Origin of the sequence: Pseudomonas sp. MG-9 (assembly GCF_018729515.1) — a bacterium.
Lineage (GTDB): Bacteria > Pseudomonadota > Gammaproteobacteria > Pseudomonadales > Pseudomonadaceae > Aquipseudomonas > Aquipseudomonas serboccidentalis.
This window is the reverse complement of record NZ_JAHHZH010000003.1, coordinates 68,191-94,712: the sequence shown is the minus strand read 5'-3', so window position 1 is coordinate 94,712 and position 26,522 is coordinate 68,191. Positions and strand designations below refer to the sequence as shown.

Genomic DNA, 26,522 nt, shown 5'->3' with positions numbered 1-26,522 from the left:
CTGTGATTCAAGGCGCGGGTTGCGTGGCCTTATTGCGAGAATGGTTAACCCAGATCGCTCAATAACAGAAATACCTGTTTTGGCATCGGCGTGAATTGCTGGTTTCGCAGCTGACTGATCGCGTAAACGGCGCTGGCGGTGCGACCGTTTCCATCACCGAAGCCCTGGAACCCCGCAATGGCGGCAAGCAGGTGTTTGTCAACGTGCTGATGCGTGGCGTCCAGGGTTTTCAAGTGCTGCTCGAGCAACGCGAAACCGGTGGTGCTGCTGCCATATTTGGTGGGAGCGCCGGCCTGTCGGATGGAACCGGCCAGGTCGGGTACCAGTCGTGCGTGAATTTCCTGGATGAGGAGTGGGTCGAGTAGTGACTTTTTGTTGTTCGTGTATTCGCGCAAGACCGCCACGATGTTTTCAAAGTCATTACCTGCGGATGTAGAACCTTGCAGCATCCACGCAGCGGCGCGCTGGGAGTTGTCGATCAAACCTTCAGGGTTGAACGAGGATTCGGGCATGACATCGCTGTAGGGGGCTTTTCCGAGATCTTTGGCCAGCACACTTTGTTGATGGTTTTTCAGGTAGGTGATTTTTTTCGCCTCGATCTCGGCCACGATACCCAATGTTTGCGCATAGTCGTGTGCCCCAATGGTGAAGTACGTGCCATTGAAACGGCCAGGTTTGCTTTCAATGAACGCTGTCAGTAGATCGTTCACGGCTGTGGAACCAATCGATGACTCAAGGTCCTGAACCGAACGCAATGGAATGGCGGCCTCTCTGATGCTGTTATTGAACAGGTGCTCAAGTTCGAACACTGACGCATCCTTGGCCAAGGAAATATTTTTTTCACTCAATCGCGCGACAACCTGCTCGACCGTTTCCAGCGTGTCATCCTTGAACAGTGCCCGGGCATGGGCCACCGTCGGCAGACTCATGCGAATTTCCGCGGCCGCACCGGTCTTGTTCAACGCCTTGACCAGGTCATAGGAACCACTGGTGCTGTTCGTCAGCCGACGCAATTGTCCGGCCCCCAGTTGAGTGATCGACAGACCATAATGCCCCAGCTTGAAAGCGCCTTTGCCGAGCAGTTTTGCACCGCTCTGAAGCAGTTGCGGGACACCGTCCAGCGGGTTGAACAGTGACAGTACAAAACGCCCGCCAACCTTGCTCAGGTTCAGCAATCTGGCACTGCTGCTCAGTGCCTTGGCGAACGTGCCCGCGGCGCCGACAAAGGCAAACAGCACCAGGGTCGCATCCATCACGCAGCTGAACAGCGCGCTGCTGCGGCGGTCCTCTTTGCCGGATGCCAGGCCTTCGATGCACTCCTTGAACGGAATGATGATGTTCAGAATCGTCTCGAATGCCTGCTCCCATCGCTCGTTGCTGGCTTCAATTGTGGTCTGGTCATAACCCATGGCATAGAACGCGTTGTAGGGCAGCGGTGGATTATGTTCGACCAATTGTTCAGCGATCGCCTGGAAGCGTTGGCTTTCAAAACTCTGCATTGGACTGCGCTGGTAATTGATGAAATCCGCTCTGTCGAATTGAGCAAAACGCTCCAGCACGAAATCATGCGTTTGCGGATCTGGACGGCTGTCCAGCGCCTTGCCGTTGAAATAGGCCGGGTCCATGGATGCCCCGTACAGGACGATTTGCGAAGCGAATTGTGCATCGGACTCGAGCCACAGGGGCCGCGCGTTGAACTGACGGGTCAGGGTCTGGTTCTCCCGGCACGCCCCCTGCAGCGGAAACAGTTCGTAGGCACAGATGTCCTCGTTGATCTTGCTCAGCAGGATCACCCCGTAGGGCGCGTGAACGTCAGTTTCGCTGCGAATCAGCCCCGCAGAACTGATCGGACGAACCCGGATCAGGCGATACAGCGCCAGATGCCCTTGCTCGATGGCGACGCGATCTGCCACCTGGCTTTGCATCAGCGCCAGGCGCGTTAACGTGCCGAGGCCTTTCTGGTGAAGGAGGTATTGGCGGTCAATTTCTCGGGCGTACAGCGTATTGGCAGGTTCCAGTTGTTGGAGCCTCTCGGTCCAGTCACTGTTGTAGGCACTGAATCTGCGCGCCAGATACAAATCCAGCAGGGACTCGTCCTGGTTGCTCGTGTTGCGAATGACGGACTCGGGGTCTAACCCGGCGCCCTCGATCGTAGCCCTGGCCAACGCTCTGCGACTGACCGGAGGCGTAGCGATGTTCTTCAAGGCTTCGCTCATTTGCCCCTGAAAGGTGTGGTAGCGGCCCAGCGCCTGCTCAACGAGCCATTGCGTGGGCAGGTCTTCGCTTGCGTCCGGCTCAAGCCCGTTGATAGCGCTCCAGACCAGAATGCAGCGGGTCATGATCAAGTCATGCAGCGCTTGCTGAGCAGGGCTGACCGGCGCGGTGGCCCCCAGTGTCTTCAGGCTTTCATAAGTCATCCGGCGCGACAGCCCCGGCGCAACGCTTTCGGCGAGCAGGACCGATTTGCGCAGCATGATCCAGCCGCAAGAACCCAATTGCAGGTTCGGCGGCGTAACGACGAGGAACTCAGGGGCCAGGCCGGCGAAAATCAGTTGCAACGCCAGTGGTGCGCAGGTCGGCTGAACACCGTACGAGTTGACGACGATATCGGTGAGCTTTTCGATGATCTCGTTGCGGGTGGCCTGCACGTAGCGGGGCGCGTACAAGTGAAACGAATGGTAGAAGCGGCGTGCGCTGTCCTCGGCCAGTCCGAAGTCGAGCAAGATCGCGGCAACCAGCAAGGCGCTGCGCTGATGGTGCGTCAGGGGTGTTTGGGTTGCCGGAGCTTGCGGGTTCAAGGCGCTCATACACGCCTGAGCGAAAGCCTTGGCTTGTGGCGTGTCGACAATCAACGCCCAGCTCGGGTCGAGGTCTTCCTGCACAAAAGCCTTGGAGAACGTGCTGCCAAGCATGGCGTCAGCCAGATAATCGAGCAGGGTTTGCGGCTTCGGGCCGTTGTTGTTGATCACTTGAGCAATGCACTGACGGATAGCGCCATGTTGATCGGTGCTGATCGCCAGTTGTGGTTCTGCGGTATCTTGCGATAAGCCCCAGTAGTTGCCATAAGGGGGCGGAGTTGGAAGTTGAAGTTTAAGAAAGTTGACGAGGCTGGAAATGCCTTGAATGTTGTTGGGGATGTCCAGTTGATGGAATGCCAGCCAGTTTTTTAATGGAATGTAGTGGCTGGAAGAAATAATGCCACCCGTGAATCTTGCCGCGGTTGCGAGTTGTTTTAATGTGTCGGCTGAATCAGGGATTGCGCGTGTCACAGTATCGATGACATTGATGAACTCAACGTCCGCTGCCGAAGGGGCTGCGACTTCTGCTTGAAGCAGTTCCCCGTCTTCGCTGATCAGGAAAAACACGTCCTCACCAGGCCCGTACGGCCCGGAAAGTGCCATGAACCCGGGCTGCCGAACCAGTTGACGAAATACGGTCCTGCAGGAGCGGTGAGCGTGATCGAACTCGCTGTCTTCAATCAGGTTAACCAGAATTTTACTGATGTCCACGTGGTCCTCTGCACGGTCGGCATTGGTCGACGATGGCGAGTCTGGCAATTCGTAGAGCGAGGACAACGTGTCGGCAATGGCCAGGCGTTCCTGGGTCGATGCGGATGCGGGCAAAGGCTTGAACAGGTTAATTGAATTATTCATGCGGGCGGCATTCATCCGTGAAAAGTGATGGATTGAACTAAGTTGATGGTGTTCGTTATGGCTGGGGGACTATATCAAGTGAAAAATAGTGCAAGGTTGATGCATGGTTTCAAACTGTGTTCAAGTTCGCCAAGTGTGCTGGTTACGTGCGGATTGTCGATGTTCATTTTTTGTTAATTGATATAAGTGGCGTACTTCCCGCACGCTTGCCGAGGAGTGAAATTCTTACAGGGTAGTTTTCTTCAATACCCGGTGAGCAGGCTGGCGTTAACGTGGGTCATGTTCCTTTCAATTTGAAGCAGGTGTGCGATGAGTCTGATGCTTTCCATGGCCGCGTTTGCGCTGGTCGCCTCGATAACGCCGGGGCCGGTGAATATCGTGGCGTTGAGCGCGGGGGCGCAGTTCGGTTTCCGTGCGAGCCAGCGGCATGTGGCTGGGGCGACTTTGGGGTTTGTTCTGCTGTTGGTACTGATGGGGCTGGGTTTGCATGAGGTGTTGCAGCGTTGGCCGGCGTTGACGCGGGGGGTGCAATGGGCGGGGGTGGCGTTTCTGTTGTTCATGGCTTTCAAACTGGCCACTGACAACGGTCAACTCGATGCCAAGGATTCAGGGCGCGCGCCGTCGATGCTGTACGGCGCGGTCATGCAATGGCTCAACCCGAAAGCCTGGCTGGCTTGCGTGGCGGGGATGGGCGCATTTGTCGCCGATGGCGAGGCGCGGCTGGTCTGGCAGTTCGCGGCGGTGTATCTGGTGATCTGTTATTTGTCGGTCGGCTGCTGGGTGTATGCCGGGACGTTTTTGCGCGGCTATCTGGCTAATCCGGCGGGGATGCGTTTGTTCAATCGGGTGATGGCCGGGTTGCTGGCGGTGAGTGCGGGGTATTTGTTGTTGCCTTGAGGGTGGTGGCTTTTGCCCACCGGGCCTGTCAGCCGCGATATTGACCGGGTGTCGCCGCCAGGTGCTGTTTGAACGCCCGCTGAAAATGCGCCTGATCGGCAAACCCGGCTTCCAGCGCCACGTCGGCGATCAACTGCCCGCTGCGCAAACGCTCGCGGGCGAACTGGATGCGCTGGTTGACCACGAAGGCATGCGGGGTCATGCCGTAATGCTGCTTGAACGCGCGGATCAGGTACGACGGCGACAACTGTGCCGCGGTGCAAATGTCGTCCAGGCTCAGCAGATCGGTGCAGTGCTCGCGGATGAAGTCGGCGGCGCGTTCGAGCTTGAAGTTCGGCTCGCGCACTGGCTGCGCCGCCGGGTTCAGGCGCCCCTGCAGATCGCTGAAAAACTCGACCGCCGCGCTCTGTTTACGCAGTGCGTCCTGCTGCTCGTCGACCAGCGTGTCGTACAGCGCTTGCAGGTCCCGGAACAGCCGCGGGTCATTCAGGTGAGTGCAGGAAAAGCGTCGAAATTCGAGCTCGGCACTGAACCCCAACTGATGCTGCAAATCCGTCAGCCACGGCGTTTCCACATACAGCATCAGGTATGACCACGGCTGGTCATCGATCGGATTGCAGGCATGCACGTCGCCGGGATTCATCAGCACCACGGTGCCGGCCGCGACTTCGAACTGCGCGTGTTCATGCACGTAGATGCTGCGCCCGGCGGTGATTGCGCCAATCGAGAAATGCGCATGGGAATGCCGGGCGTAGCAGACCTCACGGCCATCGGCGATGGCCCGCGCCTCGATAAACGGCAAGGCGTCGTCGCGCCAGAAGCGCGGAGCTTTATCAGGGTTTTTGGCGGCAGCGTGTTTCATCGTTATTGTTCCCGGCAGGCCAGACCCCGAGTGTATTAGCTCTGGCCGGCAAAGGCCCGCTCCAGTTCGGCGATGTCGAGTTTTTTCATCTTGAACATGGCCTGCATCGCCCGTTGCGACTTGCTGGTGTCGGCGTCCTGCATCATGTGCATGAACGCCACCGGTACGATCTGCCACGACACCCCGAACCTGTCCTTGAGCCAGCCGCATTGCTGCGCCTCGATCGGACCGCCGGCTGACAGGTTGCCCCAGAAGTGGTCGACTTCTTCCTGGTTCTGGCAGTTGACCTGAAACGAGATCGCCTCACTGAACTTGAACATCGGCCCGCCATTGAGGCCGGTGAAGCACTGGCCGTCGAGCTCGAAACTGACGGTCATCACGGCGCCTTCCGGCTTGCCGTGAAATTCCTGGCCGACCTTGCTGTAGTGGGTCAGTCCGGTGATTTTCGAATGATCGAAGATCGAGCAGTAAAACTTCGCCGCCGCTTCGGCCTGATCGTCGAACCACAGGCACGGCGTGATTTTCTGAAAGCGTTGCATGGCAGTCATCCTCGGCAGGTTAGACACGCAGGAGTAACAGCGTAGTCAGTCCTTGGTCGAGTGGCGGTGCCGTAGATCGACAATTGGAGCAATTGAGGCCAAACAACGTGGGAGCGATCTGCCCGGGTTAGCGCCGCTCAGCCACCATTATCAGCGACTGCGGTGTTGGGCTCTGCGGATGCTGCGGTTCCTGCAGGCCGGCCAGCCTGAACCCCGCCATGTCCAAGGCATTCAGCCAACTCGACAGCGTGCGCAAGTACCACGGCATCGGCTGCCAGTGGCCCTTGAACCCGGCGAAGGATTCCTCACGCCAGCCGTCCTGATAATCACCCGCCGCAGCCGCCCACGGGTGCAGGGTCTGGATGATCAATGTGCCGCCGGGGACGAGCAATGCATGCATCGCCGCAAGCAGCGGAATGATGTCCTGATGCAACAGCGAGAAATTCGCGCAGATCAGATCGTAATCTCGGCCGATATCGACCTGGGCGTCAACCAGCGCCTCGTAACTGGCGACGTGCACGTTGGCTGAACCGGCCGCGCGTGCCGCCTCGACCAGCGTCGCATCGCCATCCACGCCCGTCGCCTCTATACCGCGATCGGCCAGTGCCCGCAACAACCAGCCTTCGCCGCAACCCAGGTCGAGCACGCGCTCCGGCTGATGGCCCATGATGGCCAGCAGGATCGCCTGATCGGTGACCTGCCGGCGGCTTTCGATGGCGCCGCTGCGGATCACCTCGATCCAGGCATCAGCGTTGGTGTGCCAGCTCTGCAGAAGGGTGGATTCGGGGGAGGGCATGTCGGCGTCCGAAACGATGGGTTGGTGCATGCAGTATGGACCCCGCAAAGCAGTGAGGGGCAGCCCCCTCACTGATCGGCCTGGCAGCTACTGCGGCACGCGCAGCTTGTCCAGCAAGCGATTGACCAGCAGTTCGTTCAACATGATCAACTGTTGCAACGCCAGCAGCGGTTTGCGCTCCGGGCCGCCCACCGAGTTGGCGATATTGCCGGCCATGGCATGGGCCGACGACAGCGATTCACAGGCTTCGACGAGCAGGGTTTCGTCATCCAGCGTCGGGTCTACGAAGTAGATGGGGCGGGTTTTGGGCGAGAAGGTGCAAGCCTTCGATGTTTCGGGGTTGAGGTAGAAGTCGAGGGCGCGATCAGTCGCTTCTTTGACTTTTTGTGGGTCGAGGCTTGGGTCGTGGGGCACTGAGGCGGTGGCGGGTGGGTTGGGTGTGATTTTGAACATAGATGAGACTCTGTCTTGAAAGAATGAAGAGCCATCACTCTCGCTACCAAACGAGGGGTGGCGGCCATTTGTGGGTTGGTAGACCGGTCAAGACAGGAAAACCCGGCGCTCACAAAGGAGCCCCACGCATGGCCACCATAAAAGCTGAGTCCCCCAAAGGAGACTTTATAAGGTGGCACCATACGACTGTCATGAAACGGGCTACCAAACCCGATCACTGTTTTTCAGTGACCGGCAAACGATATAGCCCGCCCCATAGCCGTGTAAGCCGGCGGATTCTGGTGTACGCGTAGGTAACGACGCAAGGCGTTGTAGCCTTTATGACGTAACGATTCGTGTAATTTAAACGGGTGTGCGGCATTGCGTTTAGACACTGAAGGCATGAGCAGACAGAGGAGGTACGACATGGATCCATTCACCGGCGGCTGCCTGTGCGGCGACGTGCGTTTCGAGGCTTCAGGCCAGCCTTACCGCGTCGGCCTCTGCCACTGCCTCGATTGCCGCAAACACCACGGCGCGCTGTTCCACACCTCGGCGATATTCCCCGAGCATGCGCTGAAGGTTACCGGCAAAACCGGCGACTATAACGGCCGGTTTTTCTGTCCGCGCTGCGGTTCTCCGGTCTTCACGCGGTCGGGCGACGAGGTCGAAATCAACGTGGGTTCGCTGGATGAGCCGAACCAGTTCAAACCCACTTATGAACTCTGGACTATCCGCCGCGAGACTTGGCTGCCGACGCTGCCGTTGGCTCACCACTACGAACGTGACCGTGAGAGCACTGGCCGAACAGAAGAGTAATGGCAGCCACAACCCTTTGTGGGATTGATATTCGCTTGTACGCCGCAAACAAATGTGGGAGCGAGCTTGCTCGCGAAAGCGGTGGTTCAGTTGGCCCAATATTGACTGCCTGCTCGCGATTATGGTTTGACATGTAACGTCGATGTGACTGACCGACGTTATCGCGAGCAAGCTTGTTCCATACTTGAATAGTGTGCATATCTACACAAATAAAACCGCTCCCCATAATCTCTTTTACTCGAAAGTAAGTTCCTCTCCTTTAACACGAGACAGAGAAATTACTTTTTTCGAATGCACTATTAAGCATCGTTTATTGATCAATTTTTTTTATATAACCCACATGGACCATGCGATCATCTAAAACCCGCCTGGTGCTGATCCAATATTGCGGGAGGTCGGTTTTGCTGTAACTATGGATAAAGGTTCCCGGGCCTTCGGGGGAATAATGCCCGATGTAAATTGAATAATCCTCACCCGCAACGGATGAGAACCTGAATTTTTCCATGGCCGGAAGGGGCTCTATTGGTAGAAGTGTGCCGCGAGGTTTGATGTAGCTTTCCACGTGGGTGTCCATAATTGGGGTCGTGTCGTGGATGAGTTCCGCTACTCCCGAACATGTGACCCTGTACCCGCTAGTACGCCCCAGATGGTCTGTTACGCTTATGCGCACCGACCCGTTACCGGTGCTTCTAACCCTGCCGGTGGAATCGACCGAGGCTATAGTGTCATCGGATGATGAGTATGTGAACGGAGCTATGCCACCCTCGGCAGGTCGATCAGCGTATGTATCTAGCGCGTCTTTTCCGCTTAATCTGAAGTAGGGAGATTTAGTGAACAGGTTAAGTCCAGTTATGGCCAGAGGAGACGGATCGACGATAACCAGCTCAGTCACAGTCAATGTATGTGCGGCCGAAACCGGATTCGAACCATACAGAGCCTCGGCGGTGAAGCTGTGGGCACCCACGCTCAGACCGGTGATGGTAACGGTCCAAATGCCGCTCGTTCGATTGGCGGTGACCTCCCCTTTGATCGTATCGCCGTCCAGAATTCGGACGTTCTGACCCTTACTGGCTGTCCCCTTAAGTGTGACCGTTGTGTCGTAGGTGTCGCCATCCTGAGGAATCTCGTCCCCCTTTGAGTCCTCGGCCCGGGTAATGACGGGAACTACCTCGGCCGTGACGGTCAAGGTGCGTGCTGGCGTTGAAACTTGCCCGCTGCCATACAGCGCTTTGGCGGTGAAGCTATGGGTCGCCTCGGTCAGGCCGCTCATGGAGTGCTTCCAAATGCCGCTCGTTGGGTCGGCAGTGGCTTCCCCTTTGGACGTGTCGCCGTCCAGGATCTGGACTTTCTGGCCTTTACTGGCCGCCCCCGTGAGTGTCACGGTGGTGTCGACGGTGAAACCTGCTTCAGGAATCTCAACCCCCTTGGAGTCTTCGGCCAGGGTGATGGTCGGCCTCACGACTTCAAGGGCCCGAATGGTGTAAACCTGATCCGCAAACGCCACCGCATTGGCCAGCTGGTTACTCCGATCCAGCGCCACCCAGAATTTGATCCTCAAGCTGCTGCCATCGCCCAGCGCCGAGAGGTAGCTGTTGGCGACACTGCGCAACCAAAAGCCCTGGCTGAACCAGGTGGTGTTGACGGAGTGGCTGCCCCCTGTCCAAAGCGGCAGGTTATGTGCCATACCATCGGCTTTATGGCCCTCCAGGGTCATCCACACCTGCTGGCCCACCGCGATCAGTGCCCAAATCAGCGCACGAATATTGGCGTCTTTGCCGTCCAGGGCCGCGACATCCAGCACGTGGTTGACGTCGGCGTCGTCAAACTTCGGTGAATTCAGTGCCGAGTCTGGCAAGGTGCCGACGTTAAGGGTCAATGGCGGCGAAATGATGGGCTTGCCATCCCGGGTCAAGGTGAAAGTCACCGTCACCGTTTTGCCCAGGTTGAACGCCAGCACCGAAACCAAAAGCTCAATGCTCAAACCGCTTTCACTCACCGGCTTCGGATCAGTGGTGTGCGAGCCGCCCGCCGCCGTGCCCGCTGCACCGATCCAGGTCACGCTCAGCAGGTCATTCGGCCGCACCCCTTCCGATGGAATGACAGTGGTCAACGCATCCACGGCTTTGATCGGCTGCAGGGTGGTGCCGTCGGCCTCGGCCTGCAGGATGGTCGGTGCCACCAGCTCCAGTGCCGCCCCCACGCTAAACACCAACGGATTCGAATAACTGATCCGCTCCGGCGTGGTCTCCGTTGCCGCTCTGAGGATTTCGTACCACGACGTGATCGTCCCGTTCCGATTGGGCTCGATGTGCGCTTTGACAAACGCCTCGTTCAGGGGAAACACAATATCCTTGTCGGCATTGAACGAGGTGATTTCAATCGAGTCCGAGGTTGTGCCCGTCACCGAGCCTACCCAGAAGTAGAACACTGTATCGCCGCGCTTGGTCGGGTTGCTGGCCCGGGGGGCCGTGAGGCGGCTGATGCCGTTGGGCAGATCCTCGGGTTCCAGCGTGCCGTCCTGCTCGCCGAGGACAATGGGCGCCACCAGTTCCAGCAGTGGCTCCCCCACCCGCAGGAGGGCGTGGTGGATGGATTCACGTCGCAGAATGCTGTCGCCGACCTCGGCCAGCAGCACGTAAAACAGATCCAGCGTCCCGCCCTTGATGGCGTTGAGGTGGTTGCCTTCGACGATGATGGGGATCGGCTCTTTGGCAGCGATATCGCTGGCATTGAGGAAGTGCCAGGCGAGTTCGGGGTCGTAGGTGGTCAAGTCCAGCTTGGTGCCGACCCAGCGCAGGACGATGGCCATGCCTTCTTTCATCACCTCGTCAAACGGAATCATGATCGCGGTGAAGGCCAGCTCGGGATCGAGCGTGCCCTGTTCGGCGTCGGTGGCAATCGGCGCCAGCAGGCGCTTGGCTTCGCCAATGATATGGACGAAGCGTCCTTTGGCCTGCAGGTCTGGCGAACCGCTGCGTTCCACACGGTAGCTGAACACCGCCTGGGTCTTGGCCAGCAGCCGCGCGGCGGCGTTGGGCAGTTTCAGTTCGAGGACGCTCGGCAGGTTGGTCAGTTTCTCGCCACGTACTTCGATGGCGACCGGGTCGCCCTCCAGCGTGGTGCCTCTGATGATAGCGACGGGCACGTCGCCGAGTTTGAAATCGACCTCCGTGGCGTAAATCTGCAGGGTCACCGAGTCATCGCCCAGGGTGTCCAGGTTCAGCACATTGTTAATGGCCTCCTTGACGATGGCAGCCCCCAGCCGTGTGTTACCGGTGTCGACCCGGATGAGTATCTCGGCACTCCAGTCTGCGGAGCGGTTGTCGACGATGTCATGCACTTCAAAGACCACGGCCAACCCCTCGGGGCCGGTATCGCCTGCGTTGAGGATGGTGTCCTTGTCGACATGAATGTTGAGGGGGTGTCCTTCCGGGTCATCGATATGTTGCTGGGTGACGGGCTCGGAAAATACAAACCAGCCGCCCCAGCTCAATTTGCAATGGTCCCCCACGGCGATATTGGGGTACAGCGGTTTACTGGGGGTGCCCGGCTTGGCTATGACGATGGTGTCGATGCCGGCCTCGGCAATGTCCTTGTCCACGCCGTCCTGAATGATCGGCGGATCGATGTACAGGTGCAGCTCGGAATGCCCCGGCACGCTGCCGTTTTCATCCGTGCCGGCGGGGAGTTCCAGTTTGACGTAGATTTTGACTGGCGGGTTAGAGAGTTCCGGGGCCTGATTGAGTCGCTTGACGCGGTATTGCAGCTCATAAGAGCCGGTCAGCAGTCGGCCGGGTGCCACATACAAGGTGATGCGCTGGCCGACATCATTGATATCGATGGTGCGTTGATCAACTTGGTTTCCGTTGAGCAGCAGGAAGACCTCATCGCCTTGCCCCATGTTTGCCCATGGCACCAAGTAGACCTTCAAGCCCAGGTCCGGCGTCAGACCCCGCGCGGCGGCAAAGTTGATCCCCCACTCCCCGGAATCGAGGATCGGTTGGGTGCGGTCGGGGATTTCCAGTGGCAGCAAGGCCTTGGGGCTGGGGTCTCGGTGGGGTTGGGTGAGCATGGCGGGCACTCCGGTCCAGAAGCTGAGGAACGACGGAGTGATTGAAGGCTAGAAGCAGATGCACTGGCTACTGTCAGATCTGACAGGTGAAGGGGTGTTTCCGATGAACGGCAGAGTGTCTGCGTAAGAGCGAGCGGTGCGGCGAAGGCGGTGAGTGAGGTCGCTCAATATCGATTGCCAGAGTGCATTCGTCAGCGGGCTCGCTCCCACAGGGGGAGGTGGTTGACTTCAGTGATCTCAACCGCGAATGAAAGCCAACAAATCCGCATTGATCGTCGCCGCCTCTGTCGTTGGCATTCCGTGCGGGAACCCCGGGTACGACTTCAGTGTGCCATTTGGCAGCAGTTTCGCCGACAGAGGCCCCGAGTTCGCGTACGGCACAATCTGATCATCCTCGCCATGCATCACCAGCACCGGTACGGTGACGTTCTTCAGGTCTTCGGTGAAGTCGGTCTGCGAGAAGGCGACGATCCCGTCGTAATGCGCCTTGGCTCCGCCGATCATGCCCTGGCGCCACCAGTTGCCGATGATCCCTTCCGAAGGTTTGGCCCCCGACCGGTTGTAGCCATAGAAAGGACCGCTGGGTAGATCGCGATAGAACTGTGCGCGGTTGGCGGCCAGTTGCGCCTGCAAGTCATCGAACACCGATTTCGGCAAACCTTGAGGATTGCTCTCGGTCTTGACCATCAACGGCGGCACGGCGCTGATCAGCACGCCTTTGGCGACGTTGTCCTGACCGTGGCGGGCGATGTAATGGATGACCTCACCGCCACCGGTGGAGTGGCCGACATGCACGACATTCTTCAAACCCAGATGTTTGACCACTGCCAGCACATCGTCGGCGTAGTGATCCATGTCGTGCCCGTCCCAGACCTGACTCGACCGGCCGTGGCCCCGGCGATCATGGGCGACCACCCGAAAGCTTTGCCCGAGAAAGAACAGCATCTGCGCATCCCAGTCATCCGAGCTCAGCGGCCAGCCGTGGTGAAAGTGGATCACCGGCGCGTTTTTCGGGCCCCAGTCCTTGTAGAAAATCTCGACGCCGTCGTTGGTGGTGACAAATCCCATGTTCGCGACTCCTGACCAATATTAGGGTGACTGCGCTCGTCGCAGGCCGGTCGTGATGGCTCGGGTGAGCGCCGTTATCAGCCAGAGGATTAAAGTCGACATTTTTGCGTTGAGGCATGACCGGTGGTCGCCACGTCTGGCTTGCGGCGCAAATTAGGCTTTGCTGAAAGGGATAAGCCGAGGCGCGCACAGGCTTTGCCGGCCGTAGCGACGCCCCTTCAGAACACCGTGAGTCTGAGGAAAATCCCCGATGCTGACCTTGAATATCAATGGCAAGGATCAGGAACTCGACGTGCCGGCAGACATGCCGTTGCTCTGGGTCCTGCGTGATGTGGCGCACCTGACCGGTACCAAATTCGGCTGTGGCATGGCCCAGTGCGGCGCCTGCACGGTGCACGTTGACGGCGCGCCACTGCGCGCCTGCATCACGCCTGCCACCGCCGTGGCCAACGGCCAGAAAATCCTCACCATCGAAGGCCTGTCCACCGACGGTTCGCACCCGGTGCAGCAGGCCTGGGCCGAACTCGATGTGGTGCAGTGCGGTTACTGCCAGTCGGGGCAGATCATGTCCGCCGCTGCGCTGCTGGCGAAAATCCCCAAGCCCACCGACAGCGATATCGATCAGGCGCTCTCCGGCAATATCTGTCGCTGCGGCACTTATCCCCGAATCCGTGCGGCTGTGAAGCGTGCGTCCGAAATCGGCTGATTGGGAGATAGACGATGAACAGTCCTGTATCGCGTCGCGGTTTTCTCAAGGGCAGCGCCGTGCTCGGTGGCGGCCTGGTGGTGGCGTTTGTCGTGCCCGGTGCCCATCGGTTTGCGCGGGCGGCGGAGAATGAAGGCAAGGTCTTTGCGCCGAATGCGTTTTTACGGATAGCCGCGGACAACAGCGTGACGGTGTTGCTCGGGCATTCGGAAATGGGCCAGGGCATCTGGACTGGCCTGACCATGCTGATTGCCGAGGAGCTGGACGCCGACTGGTCGACAATCCGCGTCGAACACTCGCCGGCCTCGGCAGCCAATTACGGCATGCCGGCGTTTGGCGGGATGCAGATTACTGGCGGCTCGACCTCGACCTGGATGGAGTTCGACCGTTATCGGCTCGCGGGGGCCACGGCGCGGCAGATGCTGGTGGAAGCGGCAGCCAAGCGCTTCAACGTCGCTGCGTCGACGATTCGCACCGAGTCGGGCGTGGTGATTGCCGGCGATAAACGCGCGACTTACGGTGAGCTGGCGGACGCCGCCGGGCAACTGCCGGTACCGGATCCGAAGTCGATCACCTTCAAGGAGGCCAAGGACTGGAAAGTCATCGGCAAGCCGACCAAGCGTCTCGACACCCCGGAAAAAATCACCGGCCGCGCCAGGTTCGGCATGGACGTACAGTTCGAGGGCTTGATGACCGCGATGGTTGCGCGGGCGCCGGTGTTCGGCGCTACAGTCAAATCCTTCGAAGGCGCCGAGGCGCTGGCGGTGCCCGGCGTGCACAAAGTGGTGCAGGTGCCAACCGGAGTGGCGGTGATCGCCGAGCATTATTGGGCGGCGAAACTGGGTCGCGATGCGTTGAAAGTCGATTGGGACATGGGGCCGCACGCGGACCTGAGCAGCCAGGGCCTGCTCGACAGTTTCCGCAAACTGGCGGCAACGCCGGGCACGTCGGCCGCTCAGGCCGGGGACCCCAAGGCCAACTTCGACAAGGCAGCGAAGAAAATCGACGTCGAGTACAGCGTGCCGTATCTGGCCCACGCGCCGATGGAACCCCTCAACTGCACGGTGAAGATCAGCGCAGAGAAGTGCGAGATCTGGACCGGCACGCAATTCCAGACCCTCGACCAGATGATCGCCGGCAAGATCACCGGGCTCAAACCCGAGCAGGTGGAAATTCACACCGAGTTTCTCGGCGGTGGTTTCGGGCGTCGGGCCAATCCGACCTCGGACTTCGTTGCCGAAGCGGTGCAAGTGGCGAAAGCCGCCGGCGCGCCGGTGAAAACTGTGTGGTCCCGTGAGGATGATATTCGTGGCGGTTATTACCGCTCGATGTTCCTGCATCAGGCGCGTATTGGCCTGGACGGGCAGGGCATGCCGCTGAGCTGGCAGCATGTGCTGGTCGGCCAGTCGATCATGGCCGGCACCCTGCTCGAACAGACCATGGTCAAGAACGGCATCGACGCGACTTCGGTCGAAGGCGTGGCCGACAGCCCGTATCTCAAGGGCCTGGCTCATCAGCAGGTGGCGCTGCATTCACCGCAGACCGGAATCAATGTGTTGTGGCTGCGTTCGGTGGGGCATAGCCACACCGCGTTCGTCATGGAGTCGCTGATCGATGAAATGGCCACGGCGGCGGGCAAGGACCCGGTGGAGTACCGACGCACGCTGCTCAAGGAGCATCCACGGCATCTGGGCGTGCTGAATCTGGCGGTGGAGAAGGCTGACTGGACCGCGCCGCTGCCGGACGGGCATGCCTTGGGCGTGGCGGTGCACGAATCGTTCGGCAGTTATGTGGCGCAGGTGGCGGAAGTCTCGCAGGACAATCTGGCGATCCGCGTGCACCGCGTGGTGTGTGCGGTGGACTGCGGGATTGCGGTCAACCCGCAGAGCATCGCGGCGCAGATGGAATCGTGCATCACCTTTGGCCTGGGCATGGCGCTGCACAGCAAACTGACCGTGAAGAACGGCATGGTCGTGCAATCCAACTATCACGATTATCAGGTGCTGCGGCTCAACGAGATGCCGCGGGTGGAAGTGCACATCGTGCCCAGCAGCGACAAACCCGGGGGCATCGGCGAGGCCGGCGTCCCGCCCACCGCGCCGGCGGTGGCCAATGCGGTGTATGCACTGACCGGGCAACGCCTGCGTGAACTGCCACTGCAACTGTCGGGGGTGTGAGATGAAACGACATCTGCTGTTGGGCACGGTGATTTTGCTGGGGCTGGGTGGCTACGCCTCGGATCTGTTCGCCGATGATCAGGAAGCGCTCAAGGCGTTCGGCACGGTGCAGAAAGTGTTCCAGAGCCCGCGTTGCCAGAACTGTCACATTCCCGGTGATTCGCCGCTGCAGTTCGACGCCGGAACCCCGCACGCGATGAACGTGGTGCGCGGCATGGACGGCAAGGGCGCCGCCGGTTTGCCCTGCGCCACCTGCCACGCCGAGAGCAACCCGCCGGCCAGTTACGGCCCGCACGCGCCACCGGGGGCGCCGCACTGGAGCCTGCCGCCAGCGGCGCACAAGATGGCCTGGATCGGCCTGCCGCCCGACAAGTTGTGCGCAATGATCAAGGAGCGCTCCAGCAACGGTGACCGTGATTTCGCCGCGCTGATCAAGCACGTCAGCGACGACAAACTGGTGCTGTGGGGCTGGAATCCCGGGGCAGGGCGCACGCCGGTGCCGGTGCCGCACGACATCTTTGTGAGCCAGTTCAAGCTCTGGGCGGATGCCGGTGGGCCGTGCCCGGTGGCCGGGAGTTGACGGTGTGAGCCTGCTCGCGATGGCTTCATGTCAGTCAGCATTGATGTCTATGAACCACCGCTATCGCGAGCAGCCTCACTCTTACAGGGAAGGATATGGAGCCAGGACAATCTACTTGGCAAACAACTGCCCAATGTCCTTGAACGCCTTGAACTCCAGCGCATTGCCGCACGGGTCAAACAGAAACATCGTCGCCTGTTCGCCCACCAATCCCTGAAAGCGAATCCCCGGCTCGATCACGAACTGCGTGCCCAGCGATGTCAGGCGTTCGGCCAGTGCCTGCCATTGCGCCATCCCCAGCACCACACCGAAATGCGGCACCGGCACGTCATGCCCGTCCACGGCATTGGTGTGCGCGGCTTCCTGAGAGGCATTTTTCGGTGCCAGATGAATCACCAGTTGGTGGCCGAAGAAGTTGAAGTCGACCCAGTGCGCGCTGGCGCGACCTTCCTCCAGCCCGAAGACTTCGCGGTAAAAGTGGCGTGCGGCGGCCAGGTCATAGACGGGGATGGCCAGATGGAAAGGGCTTAACGGCATGGCGCAATGCTCGATCAGGGAAAGTGGATTGAGTTTAGTGCTGTGAAATGTGATTGAAAGACGATAGTTTTTGCGCCGAGCTCAAATTATTTCGATCAATCGAGGTGCCGCATGCTGCGTGAACTCAAGACCTTTCTCGCCGTCGCACGCCACGGCACGTTTGCCGCCGCGGGGTTGCACATCGGCCTGACGCAGTCGGCGGTCAGCGCGCAGATCCGCAATCTCGAACAGGCCCTGGGCATTCGTCTGTTCGACCGCACCGGCCGCCAGGCAACGCTCAATCCGGCAGGGCAGCGCGCCTTGCCAATGGCCCAGGAAATGCTCGCGATCTTCAGCCGCATGGCGGTGAGCGAGAACGTCAGTGAGTTTCGTGGCGAGCTGAAAATCGGTGCGGTAGCCACCGCGCAAACCGGGCTGCTGCCACAGGCGCTGTTGCGCTTGCGTCAACAGGCACCGGGGCTGGAGCCGAAACTGGTGCCGGGGGTGTCGCTGAACCTGCTGAGTCAGGTCGATGCCGGTGAGGTGGATCTGGCGATCATGATCAAGCCGCCGTTCGAGCTGCCCAAGGAACTGTCGGCGCAGGTGATTCGTCGCGAGCCGTTCGTGCTGATCGTGCCGCTGCAGGTCGAGGGCGACGATCCATTGCGCCTGCTCGCCGAACAGCCGCAGGTGCGCTATGACCGCAATTCATTTGGCGGTCGGCTGGTGACGCGGTTTCTGCGCGAACAGCGGATCGAGGTCAACGTGGCACTGGAGCTGGATGAGCTGGAGGCGATCGTGAAGATGGTCGAGTCGGGGCTGGGTGTTTCGTTGTTGCCCAAGGCCGGGTTGTGGCTGGAGCATCCGCTGCGGGTCAGGGTGATTGAGTTGGGTGAGCTGACGTTTTACCGCGAGATGGTCTTGTTGCAGCGGTACAGCCAGCGCAGTCAGCCGATTCAAAAGCTGTTTGCCGATTGTTTGCTCTGAAGATCAAAGGATCGCAGCCTTCGGCAGCTCCTACAGGGGAGGTGCATGCGGACTTAATCATGTAGGAGCTGCCGAAGGCTGCGATCTTTTGATGTTGAACCCAATAAAAAACCCGCCATAAGAGGCGGGTTTTTTATTGGCTAACCGAAGATTACTCTTCGATGTTGCCCATGGCGGTGGTGTTGAAGCCGCCGTCCACGTACATGATTTCACCGCTGATGCCCGACGCCAGGTCGGAGCACAGGAAGGCGCCGGCGTTGCCGACTTCTTCGATGGTGACGTTGCGGCGCAACGGGGTTTGCGCTTCGTTGGCGGCCAGCATCTTGCGGAAGTTCTTGATGCCCGAGGCGGCCAGGGTGCGGATCGGGCCAGCCGATACGCAGTTGACGCGGGTGCCGTCCGGGCCCAGGGAACCGGCCAGGTAACGCACGCCAGCTTCCAGCGAAGCCTTGGCCATGCCCATTACGTTGTAGTTCGGCATGGTGCGCTCGGCGCCCAGGTACGACAGGGTCAGCAGGCTGCCGTTGCGGCCTTTCATCATTTCGCGGCCAGCCTTGGCCAGGGCCACGAAGCTGTAGGCGCTGATGTCGTGAGCGATGCGGAAACCTTCACGGGTGGTGGCTTCGGTGAAGTCGCCGTCCAGTTGGTCGCCCGGGGCGAAGCCGACGGAGTGCACGATGCAGTCCAGGCCGTCCCACTTCTTGCTCAGTTCTTCGAAGACCTTGGCGATTTCTTCATCGCTGGCCACGTCGCACGGGAAGCACAGCTCAGGGCTCGAACCCCAGCCCTGTGCGAACTCTTCAACGCGACCCTTGAGTTTGTCGTTCTGATAAGTGAAGGCAAGCTCAGCGCCCTCGCGATGCATGGCGGCAGCGATGCCGGATGCGATGGACAGCTTGCTGGCGACACCGACGATCAGTACGCGCTTACCGGCGAGAAAACCCATGTGTTGCTCCTCTTTCAGGTTATTGCGCAGTGGCTGGTGCCAAAAAAGCGGCTTCCAGCAACTGCTGTGTATACGGATGTTTGGGGGCGGCAAAGATCTCTTGCGCCGCTCCCTGTTCGACCACTTGGCCATGCTTGACCACCATCAACTGGTGGCTCAGCGCTTTGACGACAGCCAGGTCATGGCTGATGAACAAATACGTCAGGTTGTACTTGGCTTGCAGTGAACGCAACAGCTCCACCACTTGCCGCTGCACCGTCCGGTCAAGCGCCGACGTCGGCTCGTCCAGCAGGATCAGCGCCGGTTTGAGCACCAAGGCCCGGGCAATGGCGATACGTTGCCGTTGCCCACCGGAAAATTCGTGGGGGTAGCGGTGCCGGGTTTCCGGATCCAGACCTACCTCCTTCAATGCCGCAATAATCGCCGCTTCCTGCTCGGCGGCGGTGCCCATCCTGTGAATCCGCAGGCCTTCGCCAACGATGTCGCTGACGCACATGCGCGGGCTCAGGCTGCCGAACGGGTCCTGAAACACCACCTGCATCTCCCGACGTAACGGGCGAACCTCGTTCTGCGTCAGGCAGTCTAGCTGCTTGCCTTCAAAGCGAATGGCGCCTTTGCTGCCGATCAGCCGCAAAATCGCCAGACCCAGCGTGGATTTGCCGGAACCGCTTTCCCCCACGATCCCCAGGGTCTGACCCTGAGGCAGGCTGAAATTGATGCCGTCCACTGCCTTGACGTAATCCACCGTGCGTTTGAGCAGGCCTTTCTTGATCGGGAACCAGACTTTCAGGTTCTCGACTTCGAGCAGCGGCGCCCCGATTTTATTGGTCGCCGGGCCTCCACTGGGCTCCGCGCCGAGCAACTCCCGAGTGTACGGATGCTGCGGCGAACGGAACAGCTCTTCACACGATGCCTGTTCGACGATGCAACCGCGCTGCATGACACATACGCGATGCGCAATTCTTCGCACCAGGTTCAAATCGTGACTGATCAGTAGCAGCGACATGCCCAATCGAGCCTGAAGTTCCTTGAGCAAATCGAGGATTTTCAGCTGAACGGTCACGTCCAGTGCAGTGGTCGGCTCGTCGGCGATCAGCAGTTCCGGTTCGTTGGCCAGGGCCATGGCGATCATCACGCGCTGGCGCTGGCCGCCGGACAATTCGTGGGGCAGGGCCTTGAGGCGCTTGTGCGGCTCGGGGATGCCGACCATCTCCAGCAGCTCCAGGGTCCGCCGGGTCGCGACTTTGCCGCTCAGGCCCTTGTGGATGCCGAGGATTTCGTTGATCTGCTTCTCGATCGAGTGCAGCGGATTGAGCGAGGTCATCGGCTCCTGAAAGATCATCGCGATGCGGTTGCCGCGAATGTGCCGGATGGTTTTTTCGCTCAGACCCAGCAGGTTCTGCCCGGCATAGTTGATGCTGCCGGCCGGATGCCGGGCCAGCGGGTAGGGCAGCAGACGCAGGATCGAGTGCGCGGTCACCGACTTGCCCGAGCCGGACTCGCCGACCAGCGCCAGGGTTTCGCCGCGTTTGATGTCGAAGCTCACGCCCTCGACCACCCGGAGCCGCCGCTCGTTGAGGCCGAATTCGACGGCCAGGTCGCGCACTTCGATCAGATTGTCCTGATTCATTTCACTTCCTCGGGTCGAAGGCATCGCGAGCGGACTCGCCGATAAACACCAGCAGGCTCAACATCAATGCCAGCACGGCAAACGCGCTCATGCCCAGCCACGGCGCTTGCAGGTTGGATTTGCCCTGGGCCACCAGTTCACCCAGCGACGGACTGCCGGCCGGCAAGCCGAAGCCGAGGAAATCCAGCGCGGTGAGGGTGCCGATGGCGCCGGTAAGAATGAACGGCATGAAGGTCATGGTCGAGACCATGGCGTTGGGCAGGATGTGGCGGAACATGATCGCGCCGTTCTGCATGCCCAGCGCCCGTGCCGCGCGCACGTATTCGAGGTTACGCCCGCGCAGGAACTCGGCGCGCACCACGTCCACCAGGCTCATCCACGAGAACAGCAGCATGATCCCCAGCAACCACCAGAAATTCGGCTGGACGAAACTGGCGAGAATGATCAGCAGGTACAGCACCGGCAACCCCGACCAGATCTCCAGAAAGCGCTGCCCGGCGAGATCGACCCAGCCGCCATAGAAGCCCTGCAGGGCGCCGGCAATCACACCGATGATCGAGCTGAGCACGGTCAGCGTCAGCGCGAACAGTACGGAAATGCGGAAGCCGTAGATCACCCGCGCCAGCACATCGCGACCCTGATCGTCGGTGCCCAGCAGGTTGTCCGCCGAGGGCGGGGCCGGGGCCGGGACTTTCAGGTCGTAGTTGATGCTCTGGTAGTTGTAGGGGATCGGCGCCCACAACACCCACGCGTCCTTGGCCTTGAGCAGTTCGCGGATGTACGGGCTCTTGTAGTTGGCTTCCAGCGGGAACTCGCCGCCGAAGGTGGTCTCCGGGTAGCGCTTGATCGCCGGGAAGTACCAATGGTTGTCGTAATGCACCACCAGCGGCTTGTCGTTGGCGATCAGCTCGGCGCCCAGGCTCAGCCCGAACAGGATCAGGAACAGCCACAGCGACCACCAGCCACGCTTGTTGGCTTTGAACAGTTCGAACCGGCGGCGGTTGAGAGGGGACAGGTTCATCTCAATGCTCCCGGCTGGCGAAGTCGATGCGCGGATCGACCAAGGTGTAGGTGAGGTCGCCGATGAGTTTCACCACCAGCCCCAGCAGGGTGAAGATGAACAGGGTGCCGAACACCACCGGGTAATCGCGGTTGATCGCCGCTTCGAAACTCATCAGGCCGAGGCCGTCGAGGGAGAAGATCACTTCCACCAGCAACGAGCCTGTGAAGAAGATGCCGATGAACGCCGACGGGAAACCGGCAATCACCAGCAGCATGGCGTTGCGGAACACGTGGCCGTAGAGCACGCGATTGCGCGTCAGGCCCTTGGCCTTGGCGGTGACCACGTATTGCTTGTTGATCTCGTCGAGGAAGCTGTTTTTGGTCAGCAGGGTCATGGTCGCGAAGTTGCCGATCACCAGCGCCGTCACCGGCAGCGCCAGGTGCCAGAAGTAGTCGAGGACTTTGCCGCCCAGGCTCAGCTGATCGAAGTTGTTCGAGGTCAGGCCGCGCAACGGGAACCAGTCCAGATAACTGCCGCCGGCAAACACCACGATCAGCAGAATCGCAAAGAGGAACGCCGGAATCGCGTAGCCAATGATGATCGCCGAACTGGTCCAGACGTCGAAATGGCTGCCGTGTCGCGTTGCCTTGGCGATCCCCAGCGGGATCGACACCAGGTACATGATCAGCGTGCTCCACAGCCCGAGGGAGATCGACACCGGCATCTTTTCCTTGATCAGGTCGATGACCTTGGCGTCGCGGAAGAAGCTGTCGCCGAAATCCAGCTTCGCGTAGTTCTTGACCATGATCCACAGGCGTTCCGGGGCCGATTTGTCGAACCCGTACATGTGCTCGATTTCCTTGATCAGCGCCGGGTCCAGGCCTTGCGCGCCGCGATACGACGAGCCAGCCACCGAGACCTCGGCACCGCCACCCGCGATGCGGCTGGTGGCGCCCTCGAAGCCTTCGAGCTTGGCGATCATCTGTTCCACCGGGCCGCCGGGCGCGGCCTGGATGATCACGAAATTGATCAGCAGGATGCCGAACAGGGTCGGGATGATCAGCAGCAGTCGCCGAAAAATATACGCCAGCATCTGATTACTCCGTGCCCACAGGGTCGGCTTGCAGTTTGGTTTCGACTTCTATGGCGGGTTTCGCGTCGGGCTTGACCCACCAGGTGTTAATCCCGATGTCGTATTTGGGGGAGACTTTCGGGTGGCCGATGTGGTTCCAGTAGGCCACGCGCCAGGTCTTGATGTGCCAGTTGGGGATCACGTAGTAACCCCATTGCAGCACCCGATCCAGCGCCCGGGCGTGGGCCACCAGGCTGTTGCGCGAATCGGCGTTGATCAGGCTTTCCACCAAGTGATCGACGATCGGATCCTTCAGGCCCATGGTGTTGCGGCTGCTCGGTTTGTCGGCGGCGGCGCTCATCCAGAATTCGCGTTGCTCGTTACCCGGCGAGTTGGATTGCGGGAAGCTGCCGACGATCATGTCGAAGTCTCGCGAACGCACGCGGTTGATGTACTGCGAAACGTCGACGCGGCGGATCACCAGGTCGATACCCAGGTCGGCGAGGTTACGCTTGAACGGCAACAGCACGCGTTCGAATTCGGTCTGCGCCAGCAGGAACTCGATGACCATCGGTTTGCCGTTGGCGTCGACCATTTTGTCATCGACGATCTTCCAGCCGGCCTCTTGCAGCAACTGATAGGCCTCGCGTTGCTGGGCGCGGATCATGCCGCTGGCGTCGGTCTTCGGGTTCTCGAAAGCTTCGCTGAACACCTGCGCCGGGAGCTGGCTGCGAAACGGCTCGAGGATCGCCCGTTGCTCGGCGTCCGGCAGGCCGGTGGCGGCCATTTCCGAGTTTTCGAAGTAACTGCGGGTGCGGATGTAGGCGCCGTTGAACAGTTGCTTGTTGGTCCATTCGAAGTCGAGCAGCAGGCTCAGCGCCTGACGCACCCGCACGTCCTGGAACACCGGGCGGCGCAGGTTGTAGACGAAACCCTGCATGCCGGTCGGGTTGCCGTTGGTGATCTGTTCCTTGATCAGCCGGCCTTCGGTGACCGCCGGAATGTTGTAGGCGTTGGCCCAGTTTTTCGCGGTCATTTCCAGCCAGTAATCGAACTGGCCGGCCTTCAGGGCTTCAAGGGCGACGGTGTTGTCGCGGTAGTAATCGGTGGTCATCACGTCGAAGTTGTAGAAGCCGCGATTGACCGGCAGGTCTTTGCCCCAGTAGTCCTTGACCCGCTCATAGCGCACCGAGCGCCCGGCCTTCACTTCGGCGACCTTGTACGGGCCGCTGCCCAAGGGAATTTCCAGGTTGCCCTTGGTGAAATCGCGATTGGCCCACCAGTGTTTCGGCAACACCGGCAACTGGCCGAGGATCAGCGGCAACTCGCGATTGTTGGTGTGCTTGAATTTGAACAGCACCTTGAGCGGGTCTTCGGCGATGACTTCGTCGACGTCGCTGTAGTAACCGCGAAACAGCGGCGAGCCGTCCTTGGTCAGGGTCTGGAAGCTGAACACCACGTCTTCGGCGCGCACCGGGTGGCCATCATGAAAACGCGCTTCCGGGCGCAGGTAGAAACGTACCCAACTGTTGTCCGGAGCCTTTTCGATCTTGCTGGCGATCAGGCCATATTCGGTGAACGGCTCGTCGAGGCTGTGCTTGGTCAGGGTGTCGTAGATCTGCCCGACGTCATCGGCCGGCACGCCTTTGCTGATGAACGGGTTGAGGCTGTCGAAACCGCCGAACCCGGCCTGGCGGAAGATTCCGCCCTTGGGCGCGTCGGGGTTCACATAGTCGAACTGCTTGAAATCGGCCGGGTATTTCGGCGGCTCGTTATACAGGGTCACGGCGTGTTGCGGGGCGGCGCAGGCCAGCCCGGCGAACAGCAGACCGCTGGCCTGCACGAGCAGGGCGCGGATCGGTGTCATTGATCTTTCTCCGAAGATTTCAGCCACCACGCGCTCAGGCCCAGGGTGTAGGGCGGCGTGGTGACGAAGGCCAGCCGGTTGCGGTAGGCCAGTCGGTGATAATTGAGGTACCAGTTGGGAATGCTGTAGTGCTGCCACAGCAGCACGCGGTCGAGCGCCTTGCCGGCGGCGACCTGTTCATCGCGGGTTTGCGCGGCGAGCAATTGTTCGAGCAAGTGATCGACCACCGGGTTGGCGATGCCGGCGTAGTTCTTGCTGCCCTTGACGTTCACCTGGCTGGAGTGGAAGTACTGCCACTGCTCAAGCCCTGGGCTGAGGGTCTGGTTGAGCGTCATCGAGATCATGTCAAAATCAAATTGATCAAGGCGCTGTTTGTACTGCGCCCGATCCACGGTGCGCAGGCGCGCGTCGATGCCGATGCTGTTGAGGTTCTCGATGTACGGCTGGTAAAGGCGCTCCAGGTTCGGATTGACCAATAGCAGCTCAAACCGCAGCGGTTGGCCGTCAGCGTTTTGCAGGCGCTGGCCGTTGAGCTTCCAGCCGGCTTCGGCGAGCAATGCCAATGCCTTGCGCATGGTTTCCCGGGGAATGCCGCGCCCGTCGGTTTTCGGCAGGGTGAACGGCTCGGTGAACAGCTTGGCCGGCAGTTGCTCCTTGTACGGCTTGAGCATCAGCCATTCATGCCCGACCGGCAGGCCGGAGGTGGTGAATTCACTGTTGGGGTAGTAACTGGTCGTGCGTTTGTAGGCATCGCTGAACAGCGCGCGATTGGTCCATTCGAAGTCGAACATCAGGCCCAGCGCTTCGCGGACCTTGACGTCGCTGAAGGTCGCGCGCCGGGTGTTCATGAACAGGCCCTGGCTCTGTGTCGGGATCTGGTGCGGGATCTGCGCCTTGATCACCTCGCCACGGCGTACGGCCGGGAAGTTGTAGCCGTTGGCCCAGTTCTTCGCCTGATGTTCGATGTAAATGTCGAATTCACCCGCCTTGAACGCTTCGAAGGCGACGTCGCTGTCGCGGTAGAACTCGACTTCCATGCGATCGAAGTTGTACTTGCCGCGATTGACCGGCAGGTCCTTGCCCCAGTAATCCTTGACCCGCTCGAAGATCAGTTGCCGCCCCGGCGTCACCGAGGTGATGCGGTACGGCCCGCTGCCCAGCGGGGGGTCGAAGGTGGTGGCCTTGAAGTCGCGACCTTTCCAGTAATGCTGCGGCAGCACCGGCAACTCGCCCAGACGCAGGATCAGCAGCGGATTGCCCGAGCGCTTCATCACGAAGCGAATGCGCTGCGGGTTGAGGATGTCGACCCGCGAGACTTCCTGCAGGGCGGTGCGGTACAGCGGATGGCCTTCCTTGAGCAGCAACCGATAGGAGAACGCCACGTCGTAGGCAGTGATCGGCGTGCCATCGTGAAACCGCGCCTCCGGGTGCAGATTGAACACCACCCAGCTGCGATCTTCGCTGTACTCCACCGATTGTGCGATCAGGCCATAGCTCGATGCCGGTTCATCACCGGACGGCGAATACTGACCGGTGCCGACCATCAGCGGCTCGTTCAGCTCGTTGATGCCGTACTGCAGGAAATTCGCTGTAGTGACCGGGCTGGTGCCCTTGAACGTGTACGGATTGACCGTATCGAAGGTGCCGAACGCCATCACCCGCAACGTACCGCCCTTGGGCGCTTGCGGGTTGACCCAGTCGAAGTGGGTAAATCTGGCCGGGTACTTGAGCGTGCCGAACTGCGCATAACCGTGACTTTCGGTAATCGTCGCGCTTGCGGGTGAGCTCAAGGCCAGGCTGATCAGGAGCAGGAGGAGGGGACGCTTCAAGTCAGATCCGATCCAGGCGGCTTGGGCTTTGTGGGCCGTACAGTAACAGCTTGTCTGGACAGGAAAAAGAT

Annotated in this window: 20 protein-coding genes; 6 read left to right on the top strand and 14 right to left on the bottom strand. The window is 60.1% G+C overall.

Annotation, left to right across the window (positions count from 1 at the left end):
- Positions 1–44: 44 nt before the first annotated feature.
- The gene (locus KKQ10_RS08685; RefSeq protein ID WP_215500835.1) at positions 45–3,653 is read right to left on the bottom strand and encodes a hypothetical protein; all 3,609 of its coding nucleotides are present in this window, start codon (positions 3,651–3,653) and stop codon (positions 45–47) included.
- Positions 3,654–3,962: 309 nt separating this feature from the next.
- On the opposite strand from KKQ10_RS08685, the gene KKQ10_RS08680 reads away from it, so the two are divergent.
- Positions 3,963–4,550 (top strand): LysE family translocator, encoded by a 588-nt coding sequence (locus tag KKQ10_RS08680; RefSeq protein WP_127651840.1) that lies wholly within the window; start codon positions 3,963–3,965, stop codon positions 4,548–4,550.
- 28 nt (positions 4,551–4,578) lie between these two features.
- On the opposite strand, the gene KKQ10_RS08675 is transcribed toward KKQ10_RS08680, so the two are convergent.
- From KKQ10_RS08675 to KKQ10_RS08660, 4 genes are all read right to left on the bottom strand, one after another.
- Complete coding sequence (locus tag KKQ10_RS08675) at positions 4,579–5,412, bottom strand: helix-turn-helix transcriptional regulator (RefSeq protein WP_215500834.1); 834 nt, start codon at positions 5,410–5,412, stop codon at positions 4,579–4,581.
- 35 nt (positions 5,413–5,447) lie between these two features.
- On the bottom strand, positions 5,448–5,951 hold the full coding sequence (locus KKQ10_RS08670) for a VOC family protein (protein WP_215500833.1): 504 nt from the start codon (positions 5,949–5,951) through the stop codon (positions 5,448–5,450).
- Positions 5,952–6,078: 127 nt separating this feature from the next.
- The gene (locus KKQ10_RS08665; protein ID WP_215501094.1) at positions 6,079–6,747 is read right to left on the bottom strand and encodes a class I SAM-dependent methyltransferase; all 669 of its coding nucleotides are present in this window, start codon (positions 6,745–6,747) and stop codon (positions 6,079–6,081) included.
- Between the two features lie 87 nt (positions 6,748–6,834).
- Positions 6,835–7,200 carry a DUF6124 family protein gene (locus KKQ10_RS08660; protein ID WP_215500832.1) on the bottom strand — a complete coding sequence of 122 codons (366 nt, stop codon included), beginning with the start codon at positions 7,198–7,200 and terminating at the stop codon, positions 6,835–6,837.
- Between the two features lie 405 nt (positions 7,201–7,605).
- On the opposite strand from KKQ10_RS08660, the gene KKQ10_RS08655 reads away from it, so the two are divergent.
- The gene (locus KKQ10_RS08655) at positions 7,606–7,998 is read left to right on the top strand and encodes a GFA family protein (protein ID WP_215500831.1); all 393 of its coding nucleotides are present in this window, start codon (positions 7,606–7,608) and stop codon (positions 7,996–7,998) included.
- A gap of 310 nt (positions 7,999–8,308) precedes the next feature.
- Here KKQ10_RS08655 and KKQ10_RS08650 read toward each other — a convergent pair whose 3' ends face one another.
- Positions 8,309–12,070 (bottom strand): immunoglobulin-like domain-containing protein, encoded by a 3,762-nt coding sequence (locus KKQ10_RS08650; RefSeq protein WP_215500830.1) that lies wholly within the window; start codon positions 12,068–12,070, stop codon positions 8,309–8,311.
- 237 nt (positions 12,071–12,307) lie between these two features.
- A complete protein-coding gene (locus KKQ10_RS08645) occupies positions 12,308–13,138 on the bottom strand; it encodes an alpha/beta fold hydrolase (RefSeq protein WP_215500829.1) in 831 nt (276 codons plus the stop codon).
- A gap of 250 nt (positions 13,139–13,388) precedes the next feature.
- Between KKQ10_RS08645 and KKQ10_RS08640 the strand changes: the two genes are divergently transcribed.
- Genes KKQ10_RS08640 through KKQ10_RS08630 form a run of 3 tightly spaced genes read left to right on the top strand, consistent with a single transcriptional unit; the run spans position 13,389 to position 16,601 of the window.
- Positions 13,389–13,844, top strand: a complete 456-nt coding sequence (locus KKQ10_RS08640; protein WP_083366193.1) for a (2Fe-2S)-binding protein — start codon at positions 13,389–13,391, stop codon at positions 13,842–13,844.
- 14 nt (positions 13,845–13,858) lie between these two features.
- A complete protein-coding gene (locus tag KKQ10_RS08635) occupies positions 13,859–16,021 on the top strand; it encodes a xanthine dehydrogenase family protein molybdopterin-binding subunit (RefSeq protein WP_215500828.1) in 2,163 nt (720 codons plus the stop codon).
- A 1-nt stretch (position 16,022) separates the two neighbouring features.
- On the top strand, positions 16,023–16,601 hold the full coding sequence (locus KKQ10_RS08630) for a hypothetical protein (protein ID WP_215500827.1): 579 nt from the start codon (positions 16,023–16,025) through the stop codon (positions 16,599–16,601).
- A gap of 111 nt (positions 16,602–16,712) precedes the next feature.
- Here KKQ10_RS08630 and KKQ10_RS08625 read toward each other — a convergent pair whose 3' ends face one another.
- Entirely contained in the window at positions 16,713–17,138 is a 426-nt protein-coding gene (locus tag KKQ10_RS08625) for a VOC family protein (RefSeq protein ID WP_215500826.1), read from the bottom strand.
- A gap of 111 nt (positions 17,139–17,249) precedes the next feature.
- Between KKQ10_RS08625 and KKQ10_RS08620 the strand changes: the two genes are divergently transcribed.
- Positions 17,250–18,104, top strand: coding sequence for a LysR family transcriptional regulator (locus tag KKQ10_RS08620; protein ID WP_215500825.1), 855 nt, complete (start codon positions 17,250–17,252; stop codon positions 18,102–18,104).
- Between the two features lie 151 nt (positions 18,105–18,255).
- On the opposite strand, the gene fabI is transcribed toward KKQ10_RS08620, so the two are convergent.
- From fabI to KKQ10_RS08590, 6 genes are read right to left on the bottom strand one after another with little or no spacing between them, the layout of a single operon-like run.
- The gene (gene fabI, locus KKQ10_RS08615) at positions 18,256–19,050 is read right to left on the bottom strand and encodes an enoyl-ACP reductase FabI (RefSeq protein WP_003202751.1); all 795 of its coding nucleotides are present in this window, start codon (positions 19,048–19,050) and stop codon (positions 18,256–18,258) included.
- A gap of 19 nt (positions 19,051–19,069) precedes the next feature.
- Entirely contained in the window at positions 19,070–20,680 is a 1,611-nt protein-coding gene (locus KKQ10_RS08610) for an ABC transporter ATP-binding protein (protein WP_127651850.1), read from the bottom strand.
- Position 20,681: 1 nt separating this feature from the next.
- Positions 20,682–21,701 carry an ABC transporter permease gene (locus KKQ10_RS08605; protein WP_127651851.1) on the bottom strand — a complete coding sequence of 340 codons (1,020 nt, stop codon included), beginning with the start codon at positions 21,699–21,701 and terminating at the stop codon, positions 20,682–20,684.
- 1 nt (position 21,702) lies between these two features.
- Positions 21,703–22,776: a microcin C ABC transporter permease YejB gene (locus tag KKQ10_RS08600; RefSeq protein WP_215500824.1), complete on the bottom strand. Its 1,074-nt coding sequence runs from the start codon at positions 22,774–22,776 to the stop codon at positions 21,703–21,705.
- A 4-nt stretch (positions 22,777–22,780) separates the two neighbouring features.
- A complete protein-coding gene (locus tag KKQ10_RS08595; protein ID WP_215500823.1) occupies positions 22,781–24,622 on the bottom strand; it encodes an extracellular solute-binding protein in 1,842 nt (613 codons plus the stop codon).
- Complete coding sequence (locus KKQ10_RS08590) at positions 24,619–26,451, bottom strand: extracellular solute-binding protein (RefSeq protein ID WP_215500822.1); 1,833 nt, start codon at positions 26,449–26,451, stop codon at positions 24,619–24,621. The genes KKQ10_RS08595 and KKQ10_RS08590 overlap by 4 nt, the downstream gene beginning before the upstream one ends.
- Positions 26,452–26,522: the final 71 nt, after the last annotated feature.